Annotated in this window: 13 protein-coding genes; 7 read left to right on the top strand and 6 right to left on the bottom strand. The window is 56.7% G+C overall.

What is annotated here, in order from left to right:
* Position 1 precedes the first annotated feature (1 nt).
* Positions 2 to 2,788 (bottom strand): [protein-PII] uridylyltransferase family protein, encoded by a 2,787-nt coding sequence (locus CLV88_RS07250; protein ID WP_106607729.1) that lies wholly within the window; start codon positions 2,786 to 2,788, stop codon positions 2 to 4.
* Between the two features lie 242 nt (positions 2,789 to 3,030).
* Between CLV88_RS07250 and CLV88_RS07245 the strand changes: the two genes are divergently transcribed.
* The 5 genes from CLV88_RS07245 to CLV88_RS07225 all read left to right on the top strand — a co-directional run bounded on the left by CLV88_RS07245 (position 3,031) and on the right by CLV88_RS07225 (position 5,949).
* Complete coding sequence (locus CLV88_RS07245) at positions 3,031 to 3,498, top strand: YbaK/EbsC family protein (protein ID WP_106607728.1); 468 nt, start codon at positions 3,031 to 3,033, stop codon at positions 3,496 to 3,498.
* Positions 3,499 to 3,649: 151 nt separating this feature from the next.
* On the top strand, positions 3,650 to 4,078 hold the full coding sequence (locus CLV88_RS07240) for a DUF2852 domain-containing protein (protein WP_106607727.1): 429 nt from the start codon (positions 3,650 to 3,652) through the stop codon (positions 4,076 to 4,078).
* Positions 4,079 to 4,161: 83 nt separating this feature from the next.
* On the top strand, positions 4,162 to 4,611 hold the full coding sequence (locus CLV88_RS07235) for an RDD family protein (protein WP_106607726.1): 450 nt from the start codon (positions 4,162 to 4,164) through the stop codon (positions 4,609 to 4,611).
* A 123-nt stretch (positions 4,612 to 4,734) separates the two neighbouring features.
* Positions 4,735 to 5,553, top strand: coding sequence for an arginyltransferase (locus CLV88_RS07230; RefSeq protein WP_106607725.1), 819 nt, complete (start codon positions 4,735 to 4,737; stop codon positions 5,551 to 5,553).
* Positions 5,554 to 5,559: 6 nt separating this feature from the next.
* A complete protein-coding gene (locus tag CLV88_RS07225; RefSeq protein ID WP_106607724.1) occupies positions 5,560 to 5,949 on the top strand; it encodes a VOC family protein in 390 nt (129 codons plus the stop codon).
* Positions 5,950 to 6,076: 127 nt separating this feature from the next.
* On the opposite strand, the gene CLV88_RS07220 is transcribed toward CLV88_RS07225, so the two are convergent.
* The 3 genes from CLV88_RS07220 to CLV88_RS07210 all read right to left on the bottom strand — a co-directional run bounded on the left by CLV88_RS07220 (position 6,077) and on the right by CLV88_RS07210 (position 10,558).
* Positions 6,077 to 8,431 (bottom strand): TRAP transporter large permease, encoded by a 2,355-nt coding sequence (locus tag CLV88_RS07220; RefSeq protein WP_106607723.1) that lies wholly within the window; start codon positions 8,429 to 8,431, stop codon positions 6,077 to 6,079.
* Between the two features lie 17 nt (positions 8,432 to 8,448).
* On the bottom strand, positions 8,449 to 9,363 hold the full coding sequence (locus CLV88_RS07215) for a TRAP transporter small permease subunit (protein ID WP_106607722.1): 915 nt from the start codon (positions 9,361 to 9,363) through the stop codon (positions 8,449 to 8,451).
* Positions 9,364 to 9,475: 112 nt separating this feature from the next.
* On the bottom strand, positions 9,476 to 10,558 hold the full coding sequence (locus CLV88_RS07210; protein WP_106607721.1) for a TRAP transporter substrate-binding protein: 1,083 nt from the start codon (positions 10,556 to 10,558) through the stop codon (positions 9,476 to 9,478).
* Positions 10,559 to 10,803: 245 nt separating this feature from the next.
* On the opposite strand from CLV88_RS07210, the gene CLV88_RS07205 reads away from it, so the two are divergent.
* Both CLV88_RS07205 and CLV88_RS07200 read left to right on the top strand, forming a co-directional pair.
* The gene (locus CLV88_RS07205; protein ID WP_106607720.1) at positions 10,804 to 12,231 is read left to right on the top strand and encodes a cache domain-containing protein; all 1,428 of its coding nucleotides are present in this window, start codon (positions 10,804 to 10,806) and stop codon (positions 12,229 to 12,231) included.
* Positions 12,228 to 12,872, top strand: coding sequence for a response regulator transcription factor (locus CLV88_RS07200; protein ID WP_106607719.1), 645 nt, complete (start codon positions 12,228 to 12,230; stop codon positions 12,870 to 12,872). The genes CLV88_RS07205 and CLV88_RS07200 overlap by 4 nt, the downstream gene beginning before the upstream one ends.
* A gap of 182 nt (positions 12,873 to 13,054) precedes the next feature.
* On the opposite strand, the gene ispG is transcribed toward CLV88_RS07200, so the two are convergent.
* Positions 13,055 to 14,200 carry a flavodoxin-dependent (E)-4-hydroxy-3-methylbut-2-enyl-diphosphate synthase gene (ispG, locus tag CLV88_RS07195; RefSeq protein ID WP_106607718.1) on the bottom strand — a complete coding sequence of 382 codons (1,146 nt, stop codon included), beginning with the start codon at positions 14,198 to 14,200 and terminating at the stop codon, positions 13,055 to 13,057.
* Positions 14,201 to 14,293: 93 nt separating this feature from the next.
* Positions 14,294 to 15,502 carry a helix-turn-helix domain-containing protein gene (locus tag CLV88_RS07190; protein ID WP_106607717.1) on the bottom strand — a complete coding sequence of 403 codons (1,209 nt, stop codon included), beginning with the start codon at positions 15,500 to 15,502 and terminating at the stop codon, positions 14,294 to 14,296.
* Between the last annotated feature and the right edge of the window lie 15 nt (positions 15,503 to 15,517).

The raw sequence follows: 15,517 nt of genomic DNA, 5'->3' as shown, positions 1-15,517 counted from the left end.
CTTAGTCTCCTAGACCGCCATCGGTTGATAGCGCGTGATCAATTACCTGAGCCGCATGCGTCGCGCACTCCTGCATTTGCCGCTCCAGCCCCTCCAGCGATTCCGCCCCGGTCTCCCGCAACAAGAATGCCTCTCCACCCGCGCCAATGGCGGCAGGGTCAATCGCTTCGCCCGTCAAAAGCTTCGAGGCCACTTGCACTTTCCAGAAAAGCCCATACGCCTCGCAAAGCGCTGTCGCCCCCGCGGCATCCAGCCAGCCGATAACGACACCGGCTTGGATACCTTCAATAACCCCACGCTTGGGCTGCGCCGCCATCAACGCACCGGTCTGCGAGACCAGTTCCACGTCTTGCATCCGACCAGCACCAATCTTGGCATCCCAGCCACTCTTGGGCGGTTTGGCCGCAGCAATCCGCGCGCGCATCTCCTGTACATCGGCGCATAACGCGCCCTGATCCCGTGGCTTAGACAGTATTTCTACGCGAAACTCCTCCACTTCGGCCATCAATGTCGCCTCTCCGGCAATCGCGCGCGCCCGCGTCAGCGCCAGATGCTCCCACGTCCAGGCTTCGTTCGCCTGATAATTTCGGAACGACGCAACAGACGTCGCCACGGGCCCTTGCGTCCCCGAAGGTCGCAACCGCATATCCACCTCATATAGCCGCCCCTGCGCCATCGGCGCGCTCAGCGCCGTGACCATCGCCTGCGTCAATCGCGCGTAATAGGCCCGTGCCGCCAATGGGCGGCGCCCTTCGGAAAAATCGACACCATCCGCATCGTAAATCACAATCAGGTCCAGATCAGACGCGGCATTTAGCCGGCCCGCCCCTAACGACCCCATACCCAGCACAATCGCCCCTCGCCCCGGCGCCGGTCCGTGTTTCAGCGCAAAGTTTGCGCCCACAACCGGCCAAAGCCCCGTAACACAGGCATTAGCCAGATCCGCATATTGCGCCCCCGCCTGCTCCGCTGAGATCAACCCGCGCAGATGGTGCACACCGATCCGGAAATGCCACTCCTTGGCCCAGCGACGCGCGGTATCAAGCTTGCTCTCATAATCATCGCCCTCCCGCGCCAACACATCCGCCAATTCCGCAACCAACGCATCCGTTCCCGGCCAGTCCGAGAAAAACGCACCCCCGATAACCGCGTCAAAGACACCAGAGTTGCGTGACAAATGCCGGGCCAGTTCGGGCGCGGTGCCGACAACATCAATCAACAAATCCACCAATTGCGGATTGGCCTCAAACATCGAAAACAACTGCACACCGGCGGGTAGCCCTTTGAGGAAGCCATCCAACGCCACCAGCGCCTCATCTGGTCGCGCGGAATTGGACAGCCGTTTCAGGATTTCCGGCCGCAACCGCTTAAATATCTCAACAGCGCGCTCCGAACGTAGTGCAGGATATGTCTGCCAGCGCCGCAAGATATCCTCGTCAAACGCGTGTGTCTCTATAGCGCCACGCTCTTCGGGCGCAAAGAACCCTTCGGTCAAAGTGTGGACTTCGCTTAACCGGTCACGCAGCTCGTCCTGCAACCCACCCAGATCACGTCCCATCAAACAGGCAATGCGCTGCATCCCTTCATCAGACTTTGGTAATTGGTGGGTCTGCGCGTCATTCACCATCTGAATGCGGTGTTCAACTTCGCGATGGAACCGATAGTGATCGGCCAGCGTTTCCGCTGCCTCCTGGGGCACCCATCCCTTGGAAGCCAGCTTTCGCAGCGCAGGCACGGTGTGGCGGTCCCGCAGATAGGGGTCACGCCCGCCCGCAATCAATTGCCGCGTCTGGGTAAAGAACTCGATCTCTCGAATGCCGCCACGGCCCAGTTTCATATTATGTCCGGCCAAGGATATCTCGCCGCCCAAACCCTTATGTTCACGAATACGCAGACGCATATCATGGGCATCCTGAATGGCCGCGAAATCCAGATGTTTGCGCCACACAAACGGGGTCAACGCATCCAAAAACCGCTGACCCGCCGCCAAGTCACCCGCTGACGGGCGCGCCTTAATATAAGCCGCCCGCTCCCATGTGCGGCCAAGGCTTTCGTAATATCGCTCTGCCGCTTCCATCGCCATGCACACTGGGGTGACACCGGGATCAGGACGCAGTCTCAGATCAGTGCGAAATACATAACCCTCGCCGGTGATATCATTTAACATCGCCGCCATACGCCGCGTGGCGCGGATGAAGCTGGCGCGCGCGTCGTGATAGTCGTCCGGGGCAAAACGCGTCTCATCAAACAGGCAGATCAGGTCGATATCTGAGCTATAGTTCAGCTCATGCGCGCCCATCTTGCCCATAGCCAGCGTGACCATGCCCCCACCGGTTGGAATGTCATCCTCGGTCGCGCCGGGCAGCTTGCCGCGCCGGATCTCATTTCCTATGGTCGCCTGCATCGCCAACTGGCTGGCCAGATCGGCAAAATCGGTGAGCGTACCGGTCACTTTTTCCAACTCCCACGCCCCAGCCAGATCGGCCAACGCCGAAATCAACGCCACCCGCCGTTTGCCCATCCGCAACGCACTGGGCAATTTGTCGGGTGCAACCTCTTTTAAAACCTCAAACAGGTCGCTGACCGCTGTTTCCGGGTCCTCAATGGCACCGGGCAACCAGTCCCGTTCTTTCTCGATCAGAGATTTCAAAAATGGGCTCGACCCACCTGCCCCTTCGACCAGTTTGGCCTCATCGCCTTTCAGGTCGGGCACAGCCTCGCGCGCCTCAACGCCGCGGTCAGGATCAAATGCATGGGGGAGTCGGGTGATACGTGTCGTAAAATTCATGGCCCGAATGTGTTCGCACCACGCGCGAACGTCAACGCCTGTTCCTGTCGCAACCGTGATCCAGCGGAGCGCCTACGTCGCGCAGGGATTGTTTAAAGTGAGGGGCTCTGCCCCTTGGCCACAGGCAAGCTGTGCCCACCCCGGGATATTGTTTGCGAAAGGAAACCATGGCGGTTTTGGCCTAGGTAAGAGCTTTACAATCCAAATTGTGCGACGTTCTTTTGATGGAAGAGGGTTAGAGTATGAGCAAAAGTCTGAAACGAGTGCGCGCTGCGCTTGAAGCTGCCGAGATTGGAATAGACATACGCGAAACCAATGGTGCCCGCACAGCACAGATGGCGGCCGATGCTGTTGGGTGTTCTTTGGATCAAATCGCCAAATCAATCATCTTTGCCGGGCAAACCAGTCGCGAGGCGATCCTGTTTCTCACCGCCGGGGGCAATCAAGTGGACACCACCAAAGCCTCCGCAATTGCTGGCGAACCATTAGGGAAGGCTGATGCAGAATTGGTGCGCACCCAGACTGGCTTTGCCATTGGCGGTGTAAGCCCGATTGGGCATCTCTCGCCTATTCGCGCGTTTTTTGACCCAAAACTGCTTGAATTTGATGTCGTGTGGTGCGCGGCAGGCACGCCAAATCACGTATTTCCAAGCCCTCCGCAGGTGCTTTGCCGACTGATCAATGCCCAGAACGCCGATTTCATTCAATAATTTTGCAAAAATTACCAAATAAAAACAAATACTTAAAGGAATAATGTAAAAAACATTCACATTTACCCTTGCGCCAAGCACGACAAATGCCAATCTTGGTGATGTAAACGAGTTTTACATTAACAGTAAACGCCAAAAAACGGAGACCAACATGACACCTCTCGCCGCAACCCACGACACTGCCCATATGGGATGGTTTTCGCGCGCCGAAAACTGGATGGACAGCAAGGGCAAAGGCGCCTGGATTGTTGCCATGATCCTTGGCTTCATTTTCTTCTGGCCCGTCGGCTTGGCCCTCGTGCTTTACATCACCTACACAAATCGCTGGAGCAAAGACATGTTCAAGAAAACCGCCTGCCGCAGTCGTTCGTTCAAGCGTCACATGCATGTCATGACACCCACGGGCAATTCGGCTTTTGACGCATACCGCGAAGACACGCTGCGCCGTCTTGAAGACGAACAGAAAAGCTTTGAGGAATTCCTCGAACGTCTGCGCGCCGCCAAAGACAAGTCTGAATTTGACGAGTTCATGGACGAACGCAGCAAAAAAGCGACCCAGGAACACACTGAAGACGCCTGATCCCTCCCAGGTTTCCTCGTCCCCGGCCGGAGCGGTTCCTCCCTGCTCCGGCCCATCTGTTTCAATCCATTATGAGAGACCCAATGTCCTTTCGCAGCTTTGTCCTGCCCGACCCTGATACCCAGGCCGAATTTTACGCCGATGTCACAACCAAACGTTTGCTCGCATGGTTTGTCGACATCCTGCTGATCGCTGTGGTCTGTGTGGTTGTCCTGCCTTTTACGGCCTTTACCGGCATTTTCTTTTTTCCTCTGCTCATGGCCGTTGTCGGGTTCATTTACCGCGTCGCCACCTTGGCGAACGGGTCGTCCACATGGGGTATGCGCCTGATGTCGATCGAAATGCGCCGTCCCACTGGCGAGCGGTTTGACTTTGCAACCGCGCTTTTGCACACAATTGGCTTTTATGTTTCGGTCGCTGTCGCCCCGCTGCAATTGCTTTCGATCATCTTGATGCTCGTGTCGTCTCGTGGGCAGGGCTTAACAGACCATGTGCTGGGTACCGTTGCAATCAACCGCAGTGCGCGCAGCTAAGCATCGCGTTGCGGGCAAAGAACAGCCAAACACCGCCCCCGGAAATGCATTTGCCGCACTTCTGGGGGTTGGCGCACAAAAATCCTGTTGTTATCGTGTAGATCGAACAAGTTACCGGATTCCATGCGCCACACCCTGCCCATTGCACCCCAGTTTTATGTGACGGCCCCCCAACCCTGCCCCTATCTTGAGGGCCGGATGGAGAGAAAACTGTTCACCGCGCTACAGGGCGACAATGCGACGGCGCTGAATGACGCGCTGTCTCATCAGGGGTTTCGCCGGTCTCAGAACGTACTCTATCGCCCGTCCTGCACGGATTGCAAAGCCTGCTTGTCCGCACGGATTGACGTATCCCGGTTTGAACCCAGCAAAAGCCAAAAACGTGTGCTGCGCCGCAATGCTCACCTGCAACGCCGCGCCACCTCGCCTTGGGCGACAGAGGATCAGTTTGACCTGTTCCGCCGCTACCTTGATACCCGCCACGCGGATGGCGGAATGGCCGATATGGATGTGTTCGAATTCGCCGCCATGATCGAAGAAACCCCGATCCGCAGCCGCGTTGTCGAATACACCAATGGCGAAACTCAGGACCTGACCGCCGTCAGCCTCACAGACATGCTTCACGATGGGCTGTCGATGGTCTACTCCTTCTTTGAACCGGACCTGACCCGCAACAGCCTTGGCACTTTCCTGATCCTGGATCACATCGCCATCGCCCGAGAGGCTGGCCTGCCATATGTCTATCTTGGCTATTGGGTGCCCGGCAGCCCCAAAATGGGTTACAAGGCAAGCTTTGCCGGGCTTGAGGTGTTTGCCGGGGGTCATTGGCAAACTATGAAAAAACAATCCGATTTCGACGCAGAGTTGCATCCGCTGTCTACGGACCCAATCGCCGAGCAGGTTGCCAATATCTCCCTGCCGGATATGCGCGCACCGAAATAACGCGGCATGACGCGTCATCTTCACGCCTTCTCGATTGTGGTGCCCGATTATGACGCCGCGCTTGCCTTTTATGTGGACACGCTTGGCTTTGAGTTGCGCGCAGATATACCGCTTGAGGATGGCAAACGCTGGGTACTGATCGCGCCGGACATTGATGCACAAACCAATATCCTATTGGCCCGCGCGGATGGAGAGACCCAGATCAACGCAGTTGGCAATCAGTTTGGCGGTCGTGTGGGGCTATTCCTGCACACTGATAGTTTTGAACGTGATTACAACGCCATGCGCGCCAAAGGCGTGATGTTCGAAGAACTCCCTCGCCATGAACCTTACGGCTCTGTAGCCGTCTGGCAGGACCCGTTTGGCAACCGCTGGGATCTCCTCCAGCTCAACTGAGCACTGGCCCAGCTGCGAAGCGGCCCGTACGGGCCAATGAGCACGCCCACCAACACCACACAAAAAAAACGGGGGCCCAAACAGGCCCCCGTCTCTCCCCTCGCTCAAGGGGTCAGACACCAAAGAATTAGTGTCCAATCAACGCTGGCAAGATCGTTACCACCTGCGGGAAGGTCCACAACAGCCCCAAACCTACAACCTGGATCAACACAAACGGTATGACCCCCTGATAGATATGACCTGTTGTCACTTCCTTTGGTGCAACACCGCGCAGGTAGAACAACGCAAACCCAAATGGCGGCGTCAGGAACGATGTCTGCAAGTTCACCGCGATCATGATCGTCACCCATTTGGGATCAAACGTACCGCCGTAAATGACCGGCCCAACAATAGGGATCACAATGTAAATGATCTCCAGAAAGTCGAGCACAAAGCCCAGGACAAACAGCACCAGCATCACAATCAGGAACACCGTGAATTCGTTATCAAACGACTTCAGGAACCCTTGGATGTAATGCTCTCCACCAAACGAAATCACCACCAGATTGAGCAATTGCGACCCAATCAGGATGGTAAACACCATCGACGTCACCTTGGCGGTTTCGCGCACAATAGGAGACAGAACCTTGCCGCGAAACAACACCCAGCATCCATAGAGAATGCCAAACATTGCAAACAGATAGGTTCCCTTGGCAACCGCAAAGGCGATCCAGTTCTCTACCGCAACCTCCTGCTGGTTTACCCGCAGATCAAAGTTGATGCCCACAAGGATCATCACGATAATCGCAAAGGTTGACCAGATAATGATCGCGCCAGATTTCTCCTGATCCTGCAACTTGCGATAAGCCGCCAGCATAATGGCACCACCCGCCCCCAGCGCCGCTGCGGGCGTCGGGTTGGTGATCCCGCCAAGGATGGATCCCAGAACGGCGATGATCAGCACCAGCGGTGGGAACACCACGCGCAATAGCTCGTTTTTCCCAAGCAGGCCCGCCGCATAGCGACACCCATACAAGGTCATGAGCAACGGCACCGCGATCAGGACCACGGTCCAACCCGGCGTTGTAGTCGGCGTGATCAACACGATGTCGACCAATATCGCCAAAAGCACGCCGGCCCCACCGATCAACAACGGAGTCGTGTTTGCGCTTGGCGAAACGCCACGCGCCGTTGTCAAAATCAGCGACAACAACAGGAAGCCCGCCGCGATACCCGACCCGATTGGTGCCGCATCCGCCACTTTCTGGGCAAACGCCGCCTGCCGCTCTTCAGGCGTCAGCTCGCGCGCTTCGCTCACACCACCAGCAGCATCGATCTCGGCCTGCTCAGAGAGCGCGACTGACCACGCCTCTTCACCGTGCAAATCGATCATCGAGGCCTGACACTCCTCACTGACCTTGGTACGCAAGCTCGCGGTTTTACCCGCGTCCGAGAAACTGTCGACAACAATGGCCTGATTGCCAATGACACCAACCTGTCCCAGCAGGATCACACCCGCGATCAGACCCGCAGGCACAACCGCAAACCATGTCAGCGCCTCACCTTTAGTGATCGGCTCGCCATTCGACGCGCCAAGCTCTACCGCCGGCGCTTTGGACGGGTTCACCAACGCATAGCCAAAGGCATAAAGCCCATAAAGAATGGCCAGCATAATCCCCGGCAACAGTGCCGCCTGGAACAACGTTCCCACGGAAACAACCGCAGGCTCACCCAAATAGGTCAGCGCATCCGAACACCCGGCCACCTGTGCACGGGTCTCCTGTGCAGCAGAATAAAGATCTCCGGCCAGTGTGCCCAACAGAACGATCACGATAGAGGGAGGAATGATCTGCCCCAACGTGCCCGACGCGGCAATCACGCCGGTCGCCAACTGTGGCGAATACCCATTGCGCAACATCGTCGGCAGGCTCAGCAGCCCCATGGTCACAACAGTTGCGCCCACAATCCCGGTCGATGCCGCCAGAAACGCACCCACAACCACAACCGACACCGCCAAACCACCTGGCAACGGTCCAAAGACACGCGCCATCGTGGTCAACAGGTCGTTTGCAATCTTTGAACGTTCCAGCGTGATGCCCATCAGAACAAACATCACAACTGCCAACAGCGTTTCAATCGACTGACCGGCCAATACACGTTCGTTCATACGGTTCACAATGAACGACAGATTGCGATCCATCGCCTGTTCCCAGCCACCGGGGAACACGGCTTCCTCGATCCTGGGCAAATCAGGATACCGGAATACCGAAATCGTGTCTGACTTAATCCCTTGCGAAATCAGGTCCGCATACATCGCTGAACTGGTATCGATCGCTTGGTGAATAAGAATGCCAGCGCTGTCCAGTGCCGCGATGATCCCGAATGAAATCACCCCCGCCCCGCCAATGGCAAACGCCACTGGAAAGCCTGACAGAATGCCTCCGAAGAGACAGAGAAAGACGATAATCAGGCCGATTTCGACCCCATCAAGTCCAAATAACATTGTTTCTGTCCCTTACCTTAGTGCGTGCCTTCGTAGGCTTCTTCGCCCTCGCCCAGACTGTCGCGGTCAAGATACTTGCCGACACTGTCCGGGCCTTCTTTCCACTCAAGGAACGAGCGGTAAAAGAATGCGATAGCCTGAAGGAAAACCATGGCTGCAAAAGCCACCAGCAGAAGTTTGAACAGGAAATACCCGTTAAACCCGTTTGGCGAGAACCCGATGGTCTCCACGTTCCATTTCAGAATGCGAGCCTTTTTCATCAGCAGCTCGACCTTGTCGGACGCCGACACTTTCGGCGTGACCAGATGGCGCCACATGAAATACCAGCCATACATCCATGTCAGCACTGCCGCCGGCATCATGAAAACCAGCGATCCAAACATGTCGATGACACGTTTGGCCCGGTGGCTGATGGTCGAATAGACCAGATCGACCCGCACATGCCCGCCCTGAACGAATGTATAGGTCGCGCACAGACACACTATCATGGCGTTATAAAGCTTTAGCTCTTCCGCCCACCAACTCACATCTTTGGTCAGAAAATCCACGTTCCAGATCAGCGATATCTCGGCAACGGTAAAGATCCGCTGCATAAAGACGATCACGATTTGCTGTAGCACCATCAACAGCCCGGCCCACGCGAAAAAGCGGCCCACCGTGTTGGCAAACCCTTCCAGCACCCGAACACAGCCCCACATAAAACTGTTACGCCACAGGCCCACGGCCGTGACAATCAGGAACCCCGTGAAGATCACAAAGAAAAATTCTACCGACCCGCCATAATAGACAAACCGCATCAGCGCCTGTTTGTCCTCGGTCGTCTCAAGGCCCCCGATCCAACTCAGCCATAGCCCGGGATGCGTGATCGCATACCCTGCATTGATAAAGGCTTGTCCGATGTTGGAAAAGAGCCAGGCAAGAGCGTCAAGCATTGCCCCAAATCCCCTTTTTTATCCGCAAAAACGACCACTCACGGTACCGCTTTTGCAAAGGGCCCCCCGAACGTCCGTCGGGGGGCCCCGCTGTACTCTAATCAGCTATGATTTAGCCCAGAACACGGTCGCGCTGTGCGCGGTACGCACCAATGGACTGTGTCAGCCAACCGGACGATGCGGTCATCGACGCCTGATAATCGTCGTAGATCTTCTTGAAGATGTCATCGCCCATGAACTCGGCGTATACAGCACCCGAAGCTTCGTACATTGCATCCCAGACCGAGTCAGGGAATTCCAGAACCTTAACGCCACCGGCCTTAAGACGCTCGAGCGCCGCACCGTTGTTCATCAGATACTGGCTCAGGTTCCAGACGTTTGCGTGACCAGAAGCGATTTCAACCGCAGCCTGCTGTGATGGTGTCAGGCTGTCGAACACTTCGCGGTTCATGGCAGCAGACAGACCCGCGGCAGGCTCGTGCATACCGGCGGTGTAGTAGAACTTGGTGATTTCCTGGAAACCAGCCTTTTCATCTGCCCAAGGGCCGATCCACTCGGTGCCGTCAATCGCACCAGATGCCAGCGCCTGATACACTTCCGAACCCGGAAGGTTCTGAACTGATGCACCCATATTGCCCAGCACTTTGCCGCCCAGACCGGGCATACGGAACTTCAGGCCGTTGAAATCTTCGGGGCCAGTGATTTCCTTGCGGAACCAACCACCCGCCTGCGTACCGGTGTTACCCGCCAGGAAGGACTTCAGACCAAAGATTTCACCCAGTTCGTCATGCAGCGCCATGCCGTTGCCATGGTAATACCAGTTGTTCAACTCGGTCGCCGTCATGCCAAACGGAACGCCGGTAAAGAACGCAAAACCAGGATGCTGGTTCACAAAGTAATAGTCAGCCGCGTGATACATGTCGGCCTGACCAGCAGTCACCGCGTCAAAGACTTCAAACGCGCCAACAAGCTCGCCTGCGGCTTTCACGTCGATGGTCAGCTGACCGTCGGTGATGGCTGTGATGTTATCCGCAGTCTTTTGCGCTGCGTCAAAAACACCAGCAAGGCCACGGCCCCACGACGTCACCATGGTCAGGGTACGTTTGCCCTGCGCATAAGCCGGTGCGGCCAGTGTGGTCGCTGCAGCGGCCGAGCCACCCAGCGCGGTAGTTTTCAAAAATGAACGACGATCCATGTAAGGTATTCCTCCCAGAATTGTTCAGCCCGAGGGGGTATTTTCCCCCGGACGGATCGTTTAAGTGCCCGAACCGTAGCCGCCTCACCGATTTCATGGAATACCTACAACTGCGTAGATACCCCCAAACCACTTAAATAAACTAACCAATTTGATCCGTAGAAGTGCGTAGAACGCCGGTTTTTCCACCCGTTTCCGCCAAGTTTCCCTATGATTCGAACGCAATCCGACGTAACGAATCATCTATGCGCTCCTTTTTCTCGCAGATGCGCCTGTCATATGGGCAAAAACTGTTCCTGCTCGCCACGGTTCCTTTGATTCTGGCTGTGGCCGCAATTTCCGTTTTGGTGGCAAGCCAGTCGCGGCAATTGGCAGAGCGCGAAATCCGCGCGCTCGAAAATCAACTGATCGAGGCGAAAAAGGCCGAGCTGAAAAACTACCTTTCGATCGCTCGAACTGCCTTTGTAAACATCTATGGCCGCGCGTCACCTGATGATGAGGCTGCCAAGCTGGAAGTGACACAACTCCTGTCCTCGATGCTCTATGGTCAGGACGGCTATTTCTTTGTGTTCGACTATGACGGTAACAACCTCGTCAGCCCGCGGCAGACTTACCTAATTGGAAAAAACTGGCGTGGCCTGACCGATCTGAACGAAACCCCCATCACCGACACACTGATCGATGTCGCAAAATCCGGCGGTGGCTATCACAGTTTTGATTGGACCAAACCCAGCACCCGCGAAACGGCGCGTATGGTGACCTATTCGATTGGCTTGCAGGATTGGCGCTGGGTTGTGGGTACCGGGATTTTTATTGATGACGTGCTGGACACCGTTGCCATGGCCCGCGCCGAAGTCGAGGCGCGCGTACAGCGGACTTCGCTCTATATTCTTGGTATCACCGTTACCGCACTGTTGCTGGTGTTCCTCTCAGGTATGGTGATTACCGTGCGCGAGCGTCGGCTGGCCGACGCCAAGCTCAAAGCCCTTACTCAGCGTGTATTCGACGCCCAAGAGGAAGAACGCGGGCGTGTCGCGCGCGAATTGCATGACGGCATCAGCCAGCTTTTGGTTGGTGTGCGATACGCGCTCGACACTGCGCGACGCCGGTTCCAGAACGAGGACGACCGCGCGCCTGAAATGCTGGACAAAGGCATCGATCACCTGTCCGGCGCCATTCAGGAAGTCCGCCGCATCAGCCGCGACCTGCGCCCCGGTGTGTTGGACGATCTTGGTCTGGGTCCAGCTATCAAGGCCCTCGCCGATGATTTTGCCGCCCGAACCGGAATTATTACAGATTTTCAAACAGTTGTGTTTCGAAATCGACTGGATCAAAACGCGAAAATCGCCCTCTATCGCATCGCTCAAGAGGCGCTGACCAATATCGAGCGCCACGCGAACGCCACCGAAGTCTCAATCGACGTGCGCGGCCATAAACGCGGCGCCACCTTGCGCATTTCAGACAATGGCCAAGGCATCCCCATGGACCAAAGCGGCACAGCGCGCAGCGGTCTCGGTTTGCGCAACATGCAGGAACGTGTCGAGCAGCTCGATGGGCATATGCGCATTATTTCCAGCCGCAGTGGCACCGTGATTGTGGCCGAAGTCCCCCTGACCCATATGCTGCCCCCGCAAGAGGGAAGCCCCGAAAAACCCAGAAAGGCAAGTGCATGAGCGAATCCGTGAAAGTCGCCATCGTCGACGACCATCCAATGGTCGCCGAGGGCATTCAATCCGTGCTGGAGAGCTTTGACGACATCGAAGTTGTCGGCACCCTCACCAACGGGCGCGAAGCCATCGACAGACTGCCCGACTTGAAGCCTGACGTGATCCTGATGGATCTGAACATGCCCGATATCGGCGGGCTGACGGCAACCGAAATGCTGCTGGAGCGTGATCCTGACCTTCGAATCCTCGTGCTGTCGATGCACGACAGCCCCGAATACATTTCCACCGCCCTCAGCCATGGCGCGATGGGGTATATCCTCAAAGATGTGCAAACCGACGAGATCAAAACCGCGATCGACGCTGTGATGCGCGGCCAGCGCTATTTGTGCACCGGCGCACAAGGATCACTGGAACCACCCGAAGGTAGCGCCCGCGAACAATTGACAGGGCGCGAACAGACCGTCTTGTTGCAACTGGCGCAGGGTAAATCAAACAAGGAAGTGGCGCTGGAGCTCAATATCTCTGTGCGCACGGTGGAAACCCACCGCAAGAACATCAAACGCAAATTGGGCATATCTTCTACCGCTGGTCTGACCCGCTATGCCATGGAGCACGGCGTACTGCAGGGCACCGGCGTCGGTCTGTAATGGCAGGAGATGCTCCCGCCCCTTTGAAGCGCAGCAAGCTGCGCCTCAAAGCGTTGGGCGTGGCTCAGCAAAGCTGAGCCTGAAGGGGCGCGGCCCCGTCGCCGCGCGCGGCGACTCCCCAGGGTATTTAGGAACATTGAGAAACTGCGAAGAAAGCCCGCAAGGGCTTGAGGAGCAGGCCCTCAGGACGCCGCGATCTCGGCGGCGGCTTTCTCGGCTTCCATCTGGGCTTCGATGTCTGCGGCTTTTTTCTCGACCTGTTCGACAATGTGATCCACCATCGCCTCATTGCTGAGTTTGTGGCTTTGTTTGCCGGCCAGATAAACCATACCGGCTCCTGCACCGCCGCCGGTAAACCCGACATCCGTCATCAGCGCCTCACCCGGGCCATTGACCACGCAGCCAATAATCGAGAGGCTCATGGGGGTGTGAATATGGGCCAGCCGTTCTTCGAGTGTTTCCACCGTCTTAATCACATCAAACCCCTGACGTGCGCAGCTCGGGCAGCTGATGATATTCACGCCACGATGACGCAGGCCCAATGATTTGAGGATCTCAAAGCCAACTTTGACTTCTTCAACCGGGTCCGCACTCAGCGAAACGCGCAGCGTGTCGCCAATGCCCATCCACAGCAGTTGCCCCAGACCAATGGCCGATTTGATCGTGCCACTGACAAAGCCCCCCGCCTCGGTGATCCCGAGGTGAATGGGCGCATCGGTCGCATCTGCCAACATCTGATAAGCGGCGGCAGACATAAACACATCTGACGCTTTCACGCTGATCTTGAAGTCGTGAAAATCATTGTCCTGCAGGATCTTGATATGCTCAAGCCCACTTTCGACCATCGCATCCGGACATGGCTCGCCGTATTTTTCCAACAAGTGTTTCTCAAGACTGCCGGCATTCACGCCAATCCGGATCGAACAGCCATGATCGCGCGCCGCCTTGATCACCTCTTGCACGCGCTTTTGATCACCAATGTTGCCCGGATTGATCCGCAGGCAAGCCGCGCCCGCCTCGGCCGCCTCTATTGCGCGTTTGTAGTGGAAATGAATATCCGTCACGATGGGCACCGGGCTTTCGCGTGTGATCTCGCGCAGTGCGGCTGTGGCCGCCTGATCAGGCACCGAGATACGCACTATATCCGCACCAGCCTCTGCCGCTGCCAGCACCTGTCCCAGCGTTGCCTTGACATCGCCACTGTCGGTATTGGTCATGGTCTGTACTGCAATCGGAGCATCCCCGCCCACGGGGACATTACCCACCATGATCTGACGGGACTTGCGACGCTCAATATTGCGCCAGGGTCGGATGTGATTGATGGACATGCTGCGCGCCCCCTACCAAATGGTTCAGCGCTTATCTAAGCAATCGATGTGACAGGAGCAATGCGCCAGAGCTGTATTCGAGAGGAAAGGTGCTTACTCTTCCGTCACAACCACGTCCGCGGCCGCGGCCAGAGCCACGATACGGGCCAATTCAGGATCGGTGTCCATGTTGGCCACCGCATAGTTTTCCTTAAGCGCTTCATTGTCCAGCGCCAGATCGCGGATCGTGTTGGTGCCGGTGCCCGCCGGTCCAAACAATTCACCATTCAGCTTGAAATACAGTGAACCCGACATCCCCGCACGCAGTGTCGGCGGTGCCTCAGTTGCGGGCAGAACGTATTCTTCGCCTGCATCCAAAATCTTTTCGAACAGAACCGAGCCATCCGCCGCACGTACACGCACCCAAGCCGGACGCACCGCCATCAGAACCAACTCCGGCGCGTCATCTTCAACCACTTTGGGCTGAGCGGCTATGGGCGCATCCGGCGTGGATTGCGCAGCGATCAACAAAGGCGCATCGGGCGTGAAAACACCCACACTGTCCGGGTCCAATTGCGAGATTGGCGCATCACGCGACACAAGCACGGGAACATCCAGCGCCTGAGGACGGTAAAGACGATCAAGACTGTCCTGTGGCGGCGTAAATACGCCAGCCGAACGTGTCACCCCATCCGCCGGCGCCTCGACATCACTTACCTGTGTCGCAGCAGCGACCGGATCAAGATCCGACAGCACAACGGGCTTTTGCTCGACCGGCGCCAACGTCACGCGTTGAATTTCGTTCAAAACACTCCACCCGCCATAGCCAATCGCTGCGATCAGTGCGACCAATACCAGAGATGAGCCGATTGCGCGCGGTTCGATCCGCGACAGGATGGATTCGTGTACCGGGGTGAACGGCATATTGGGCGAGGCAAACGGGTCCTGCCCCATAACCGGCGCTACCGGCTCAGACTTGCGAATGGTCGACGCCTCGGCAGACATGCCATGCGCGGTGACAAAGCCACTCTCTTCGCAAAACAGGTCATATGCCTCTTCCGGATCCATTCCCAGATAGCGCGCATAGGATCGAACATACCCTGCAATAAAGCCAGGCGTTTCAAAGGCAGTCGGATCGGAATTTTCTATGGCAGAGATATAAGACGCGCGTATTCGCAGTTCGCGTTGCACGTCCAAAAGCGATTTACCAAGAGTGGCCCGCTCGCCTCGCATCGTGTCCCCAAGACGCAATTCGAAATCGTCAAACCCCTTGGGTTCGACTTCAACCACTTCAGATTCGCGCTGTGTCTTGCGCCCAATCATGCCTAACGCCCCATC

This window comes from Shimia abyssi (assembly GCF_003014475.1).
Lineage (GTDB): Bacteria > Pseudomonadota > Alphaproteobacteria > Rhodobacterales > Rhodobacteraceae > Shimia > Shimia abyssi.
Note: the sequence above shows the minus strand (reverse complement) of the source record. Positions and strands in the feature narration are given on the sequence as shown.